At 30.0% G+C, this 5,492-nt stretch carries 7 protein-coding genes and 1 pseudogene; all 8 read left to right on the forward strand.

What is annotated here, in order from left to right:
• The coding region (locus HMPREF1639_RS06690) for a DUF4368 domain-containing protein (RefSeq protein ID WP_036764697.1) at positions 1-950 on the forward strand (950 nt) is incomplete at its 5' end.
• Positions 951-1,020: 70 nt separating this feature from the next.
• Positions 1,021-1,638: a TetR/AcrR family transcriptional regulator gene (locus HMPREF1639_RS06695; protein WP_002838505.1), complete on the forward strand. Its 618-nt coding sequence runs from the start codon at positions 1,021-1,023 to the stop codon at positions 1,636-1,638.
• A gap of 110 nt (positions 1,639-1,748) precedes the next feature.
• Complete coding sequence (locus tag HMPREF1639_RS06700) at positions 1,749-2,477, forward strand: ABC transporter ATP-binding protein (RefSeq protein WP_000889773.1); 729 nt, start codon at positions 1,749-1,751, stop codon at positions 2,475-2,477.
• Positions 2,452-4,008 carry a hypothetical protein gene (locus HMPREF1639_RS06705; protein ID WP_003061195.1) on the forward strand — a complete coding sequence of 519 codons (1,557 nt, stop codon included), beginning with the start codon at positions 2,452-2,454 and terminating at the stop codon, positions 4,006-4,008. The genes HMPREF1639_RS06700 and HMPREF1639_RS06705 overlap by 26 nt, the downstream gene beginning before the upstream one ends.
• 95 nt (positions 4,009-4,103) lie before the next feature.
• On the forward strand, positions 4,104-4,361 hold the full coding sequence (locus HMPREF1639_RS06710) for a metalloregulator ArsR/SmtB family transcription factor (RefSeq protein ID WP_036764702.1): 258 nt from the start codon (positions 4,104-4,106) through the stop codon (positions 4,359-4,361).
• A gap of 40 nt (positions 4,362-4,401) precedes the next feature.
• Positions 4,402-4,620 (forward strand): DUF1648 domain-containing protein, encoded by a 219-nt coding sequence (locus tag HMPREF1639_RS06715; protein ID WP_036764705.1) that lies wholly within the window; start codon positions 4,402-4,404, stop codon positions 4,618-4,620.
• Positions 4,617-4,970: a GntR family transcriptional regulator gene (locus HMPREF1639_RS06720; protein ID WP_003060287.1), complete on the forward strand. Its 354-nt coding sequence runs from the start codon at positions 4,617-4,619 to the stop codon at positions 4,968-4,970. Before HMPREF1639_RS06715 ends, HMPREF1639_RS06720 begins: the two co-directional genes overlap by 4 nt.
• Before the next feature lie 293 nt (positions 4,971-5,263).
• A pseudogene (locus tag HMPREF1639_RS06725) lies at positions 5,264-5,492 on the forward strand (sigma-70 family RNA polymerase sigma factor); the annotation flags it as partial.

Below are 5,492 nucleotides of genomic sequence, written 5' to 3' on the forward strand. Positions count from 1 at the left end.
AAGAAACCTTTGATAATGTGCAAAGGATAAGAGGAAATGTAAAAAGGTATCCTGATGGTTGGGGCGAATATCACCCACTAACAGGACTGATGTATTGTGCNGATTGTGGNAGCAAGATGTATGTTCATAGGACAAATAACTATAAGAATATTCCTTATTATGTTTGCAGTAATTATAAGAAAGTACCTTGCGGAACGCTATGTCCATCAGCTCATAGGATAAAAGCAGAAGTAGTCNTAAACCTTATCCAAGAAACATTAAAAGATATAAAAAATTATCTTGATGAAGATAATGAAGCATTTATTCATTCCATTCAAAATGAAATGGAAGAAAAGGAAAAGGCACATATAGAAAANAAAAAGATAAGATTAACAGAAAGCCAAAACAGGCTTCAAGAGCTGGAACGATTGATGTGCAGAATTTATGAAGATATGATTTTAAATAAGATACCGAATAATCGCTATGAAATTTTAAATAACCAATATGAAACTGAGCAACTCACGTTAAGNAAAGAGATTAAAGACTTAGAGCTTGTAATATCAAGATATGAAANGGAAACAGATAAGGCAAGAAAATTCATATCCCTTATTAGTCGTTATGAAAACTTTGATAATCTCACAAACACAATGATAAATGAGTTTGTAAAGAAGATAATCATTCATGAAAGAGATAGGAAAGGNAGTCAAACATCAAAGCAAAAGATAGAAATATATTTTAACTTCATAGGAAATTATGAAGTGCCAAAAGAAGAGTTAAGCGAAGAAGAACGATCAAAACTTGAGGAAGAAGAACGAAAAATTAATGAGAGAAGAGACAGACTTCATCAAAATTATCTAAAGCGTAAAGCAAATGGAAAACAACAGGAGTATGAGGAAAGGTATAAGGAAAGGAGAGAACAGAAAAAACAGGAGAAGCTAAAGAGTTTAAGAAAAGACTATGAAAAAGCATAAAATAACAAGATTAAAATCAATTGACAATTTGTCAGTTTAGATGTATTATATAAATAATAGGAGGTATAAAATGAGAGATGTAAAAGAACCTGAAATACGACGTGCAGAGATTATGGATGCTGCAATGATACTCTTTATGGAGAAAGGATATACTAATACAACAACTCAGGATATAGTTGATAAAGTAAATATATCAAGAGGGTTGTTATATTATCACTTTAAGAATAAAGAGGATATCTTATATTGTCTTGTAGAACAATATTCAGATAGACTACTGAAAGATATTTATATTATTGCTTATGATGAAGATAAAACTGCCATAGAAAAAATCAGATCATTTATAGATGTTACAATTATATCTTCAGAAAATATTTCAGCAGAGGGTACAGTGCTACAAAAAACAATTGACCTTAAAGAAAATCAATATATGATAGATAAGTTATCCCATAAGCTTGTTGAAAAACTGACAATATATTTTGAAAAGATTATAAATCAAGGAATAATGGAAAGAGTTTTTTCTGTAAAATATCCATTAGAAACAGCAGAGTTGCTTATGACAGCTTATGTTTTTGTTTCAAATAACATAAGTATAAGATATTTAAAGGAAGAACCTGTTGATAACTACTTAAATGCATTTAAGATAATGCTTGAACAAAGCTTAAATACGAAAAAGCTCTTTAGTAATTAAAAAAGAATAGAATGTTTGCAAGGAGAATAATTTGCCGATAGCTACTGATACACAAGTTATCGGTTTTATTTCAAGGAATAACTGACAAATTGTCAATGGAGGTGGAAATTATGTTAGAGATAAAGAATTTTAGTAAATTCTATGGGAACAAAAAGGCTGTTGAAAACTTATCCATTTCAGTACAGTCTGGAGATATTTATGGATTCATTGGTGCAAATGGAGCCGGAAAAACTACAACGATAAAAGCGGTAGTTGGAATTCATGATTTTGAGAATGGAAGTATAACGATTGACGGGCATTCTATTAAAGAAGAGCCTGTTATTTGTAAGAAAATAATGGCATACATTCCGGATAATCCGGATTTATATGAACATCTAACAGGATTTCAGTACATCAATTTTATTGCTGATTTATTTGAAGTTTCTACTGAAATACGCAGAGAAAGAATTCAGAGATACGGCGATTTATTTGAAATGACGAAACATCTTTCGGGAATGATATCTTCGTATTCACATGGCATGAAGCAAAGAACGGCTATTATTTCTGCACTGGTGCATTCTCCAAAGTTACTAATTTTAGATGAACCTTTTGTTGGACTTGATCCGAAAGCAACTTTTCTACTAAAGAAAATAATGCACGAATGCGTATCAGATGGAGGAGCTATTTTCTTTTCAACACATGTATTGGATGTTGCAGAAAAATTATGTAATAAAATTGCAATTATAAAAAATGGAAAGTTAATTGCGAGCGGAAATACAGAAGAAGTCAAAGGCAATAAATCTTTGGAAACTTTTTTCATGGAGGTGCAGGATAATGAGCAAAATTTGGATACTAATTAGAGCACAATTGATAAATTTCTTTCCGATCAACGAAATGAAAGAGCCGGGAAATAAAAAACAAAGTTCAATTGTTATTGCAAGTTTTGGAATAATAACTCTTGCTATATTTTTCTTTGTTTATAATATCATAACAGCCAAAACATTGGTACAACTGGGACAGCAGGAGTTGATACCGGCATATATGGTATCGGTATCAAGCTTTGCAATATTATTTTTGACAATATTTTATTCGAATGGGATTTTATTTGGCAGTCGTGATATGGAAAATCTTTTGTCATTGCCTGTAAAAAGTTCGGATATTATAAGCAGCAAGTTTATGTTTATGTATTTATTGAATTTTTTAATAGGATTGATGTTTATGCTTCCGGGGGGAATTGTTTGGGTGTTAAACGGAAGTTTAAATGCATTACAGATTATATTGTATTTTACTTCCATAATTTTTGTTCCGTTGATACCTATGTGTATAGCAGCATGTATGGGAATCATTATTGTTGTTGCTTCATCTTTCTTTAAGAGAAAAAATGTTATTGCTTTAATTTTTTCATTTGCAATGATAGGGATAATTGGATATATTGCAGTGTCAGCTATGAAATCAGGTAATGAAAATAGTATTGGGATTATGCTTTCTAAGCAAATTACCAGATTGTACCCGTTATCTAAGCTATTTATGGAATACTATAATTTTCCAATTTACATTGGAGTAGGATTATTTATTGTTCTTTCAATAGTATTTTTTTATATATTTGCCAAAGTGGTTTCATTGAAGTATGGGTTGCTTAATACTCTTGCTAAAACAACAACAAGATATTCTGACAACAAAAATTCGAATAATAGAAAATCAGTATTTTTTGCCCTATATAAAAAAGAAATGGGACTGTTTCTAAATTCATATATGGCAGTATTGAATGCAGGTCTTGGTGTAATACTTTTATGTGTTTTCAGCATATTTCTTCTTTTTAATTCTTTACAACAAATAGGGGAATATGCGGGAATCGAAAATGTTAATGAATATCTTTCAAATTTTGCTCCGATGTGTATTGCTTCAATGTTTTTACTTAGTTGTCCGGCAGCATTTTCCATATCTTTAGAAGGTAAAAATGTTTGGATTTTGCAAAGTTCTCCTATTAGGGTAAAAACGATTTTAAATTCTAAGATTGCAGTAAATCTTACGCTTCATTTAATTGGATATATTGTTTCTGTGTTTATATTTTTGCTAAAGCTTGATATGGACATTATTCAAACCATCAGCTTAATAATTGTTCCTATTTGTTATTCCGTTTTTATAACAGTGATTGGAATTTCTTTGAATAAAAAATTTCCCAACTTTGAATGGGAAAGTGAGATGATGATAGTAAAACAGAGTATGCCTGTTATTGTATCTGCAATTATTGGAATGGCTGCATTAGTTATACCAATTCTTTTCCATTGGTTTTTGCATTTTTCTATAGTACCTACATTATTGGGAGTAGCACTTATTTTGCTCGTTATTGCGGGTGGCGTTTATATAAAAACTTGTAGATTAAATTTTTAGTTTAAGGAGGAGATGTTCTATGAAAAAAATTATTAAAAGATATAATGGTGTTTATTTCAATATTAAGTTTATTTGCAATATTTCAGGAATAAAAGATGATAGATTTAGTTAGTATATTTGATTCCCTATCAAATCCCATTAGAATGGATATTTTATTAATTATTTCTAATAAAAATTTAACTGCTGGAGAAATAGCAAGTCATTTTAAATTAGAAAAAGCAACTATATCTTATCATCTATCTTTATTAAAAAAGAGTAAATTAATTACCGACAGTAGATATAAAAATTATATCTATTATTCAATTAATAGGGATACATTTGTAGAAGTTATAAGGTGGTTAGATAAATTTTAGGAAAATAGAAAGCTATTGACAAATAGAAAGGAGATTTGCCATGAAAAAAAGATTTTTGAAAGATGTATTAGTGCTGATAGGAATGATGTTTGTAATATTTATTATTTGCATATTTCTTCCAGAGAAAATTCCTGTTCATTTCAATACAAAAGGAACCCCTGATATGTTTGCTAATAAATATTATCTTCTATTCGCTACAGTTATTCCATACTCTGCATATTGGAAATTTGTACGAGGAAGGAAAAATAAAAATAAATGAATGTATATCTATATTTGCAAATTGCTTCAGCGTTAAGAGTGTCTATTTTAAGAGGCGATTATGTTCCGGGACAACAGATGCCATCTATAAGGGCTTTAGTACAGAGGGAGGGATGTAATCCTGCAACAGTTCAAAAAGCTTTAAAAGTTCTTGAGAAACAGGGACTGATTGTTAGTCGTGGAAGTAAAGGATATTTTGTTATTGAAAGTGATCAGAAAATAATTGAGTTAAGAAATCAGGATTCGAATACACTAACAAAAATGTTGTTGGAAAAACTATATGAGTTAGGATTTTCGGATACTGAGATAATCAAGATGTTTGAAGAATATGTTGCAACTAAAAATAAATGATTAACATGGAAAAACTAATCTAAGAAGGGAGAAAGATTTGATTTATATAAGTTTTATGGAGGGATAAATAATGGGAACATCAAATTCTGTTATTAGCATAAGATATATTTATCCTTTTTTATGTTTGTAATTGCTTACACATAGCAATATCATTTTATCAAAACCAACAAAGTAGAAAATCATATAAAGTATTAGTTTTTAACCTAAGAGGACATTTTACACCAAAGTGTAGAAGTCCTCCTTTTTTATTCTCGGAAAACCAAAACAGAGAAATAAAAAAGGAGGAACACTGGGTGGAAAAGAAAGAATATTACCTTTATGTAAAAGGCAAAGCCGTACCTGTAAGCGAAGAAGTCTACAAAGCCTACTGGAAGATAACAGAACATGAAAAGTATCTCCAAAGAAAAGATTGGAAGCACAATGTCATATCATTTTCAGCACTGGATCATGACGGACATTTTGTAGACAACATCATAGATGAAAAAATAGACTTAGAAAAAATTGTAGAAGTAAAAATGCAAA

This window comes from Peptostreptococcus sp. MV1 (genome assembly GCF_000758885.1).
Taxonomy (GTDB): Bacteria; Bacillota; Clostridia; order Peptostreptococcales; family Peptostreptococcaceae; genus Peptostreptococcus.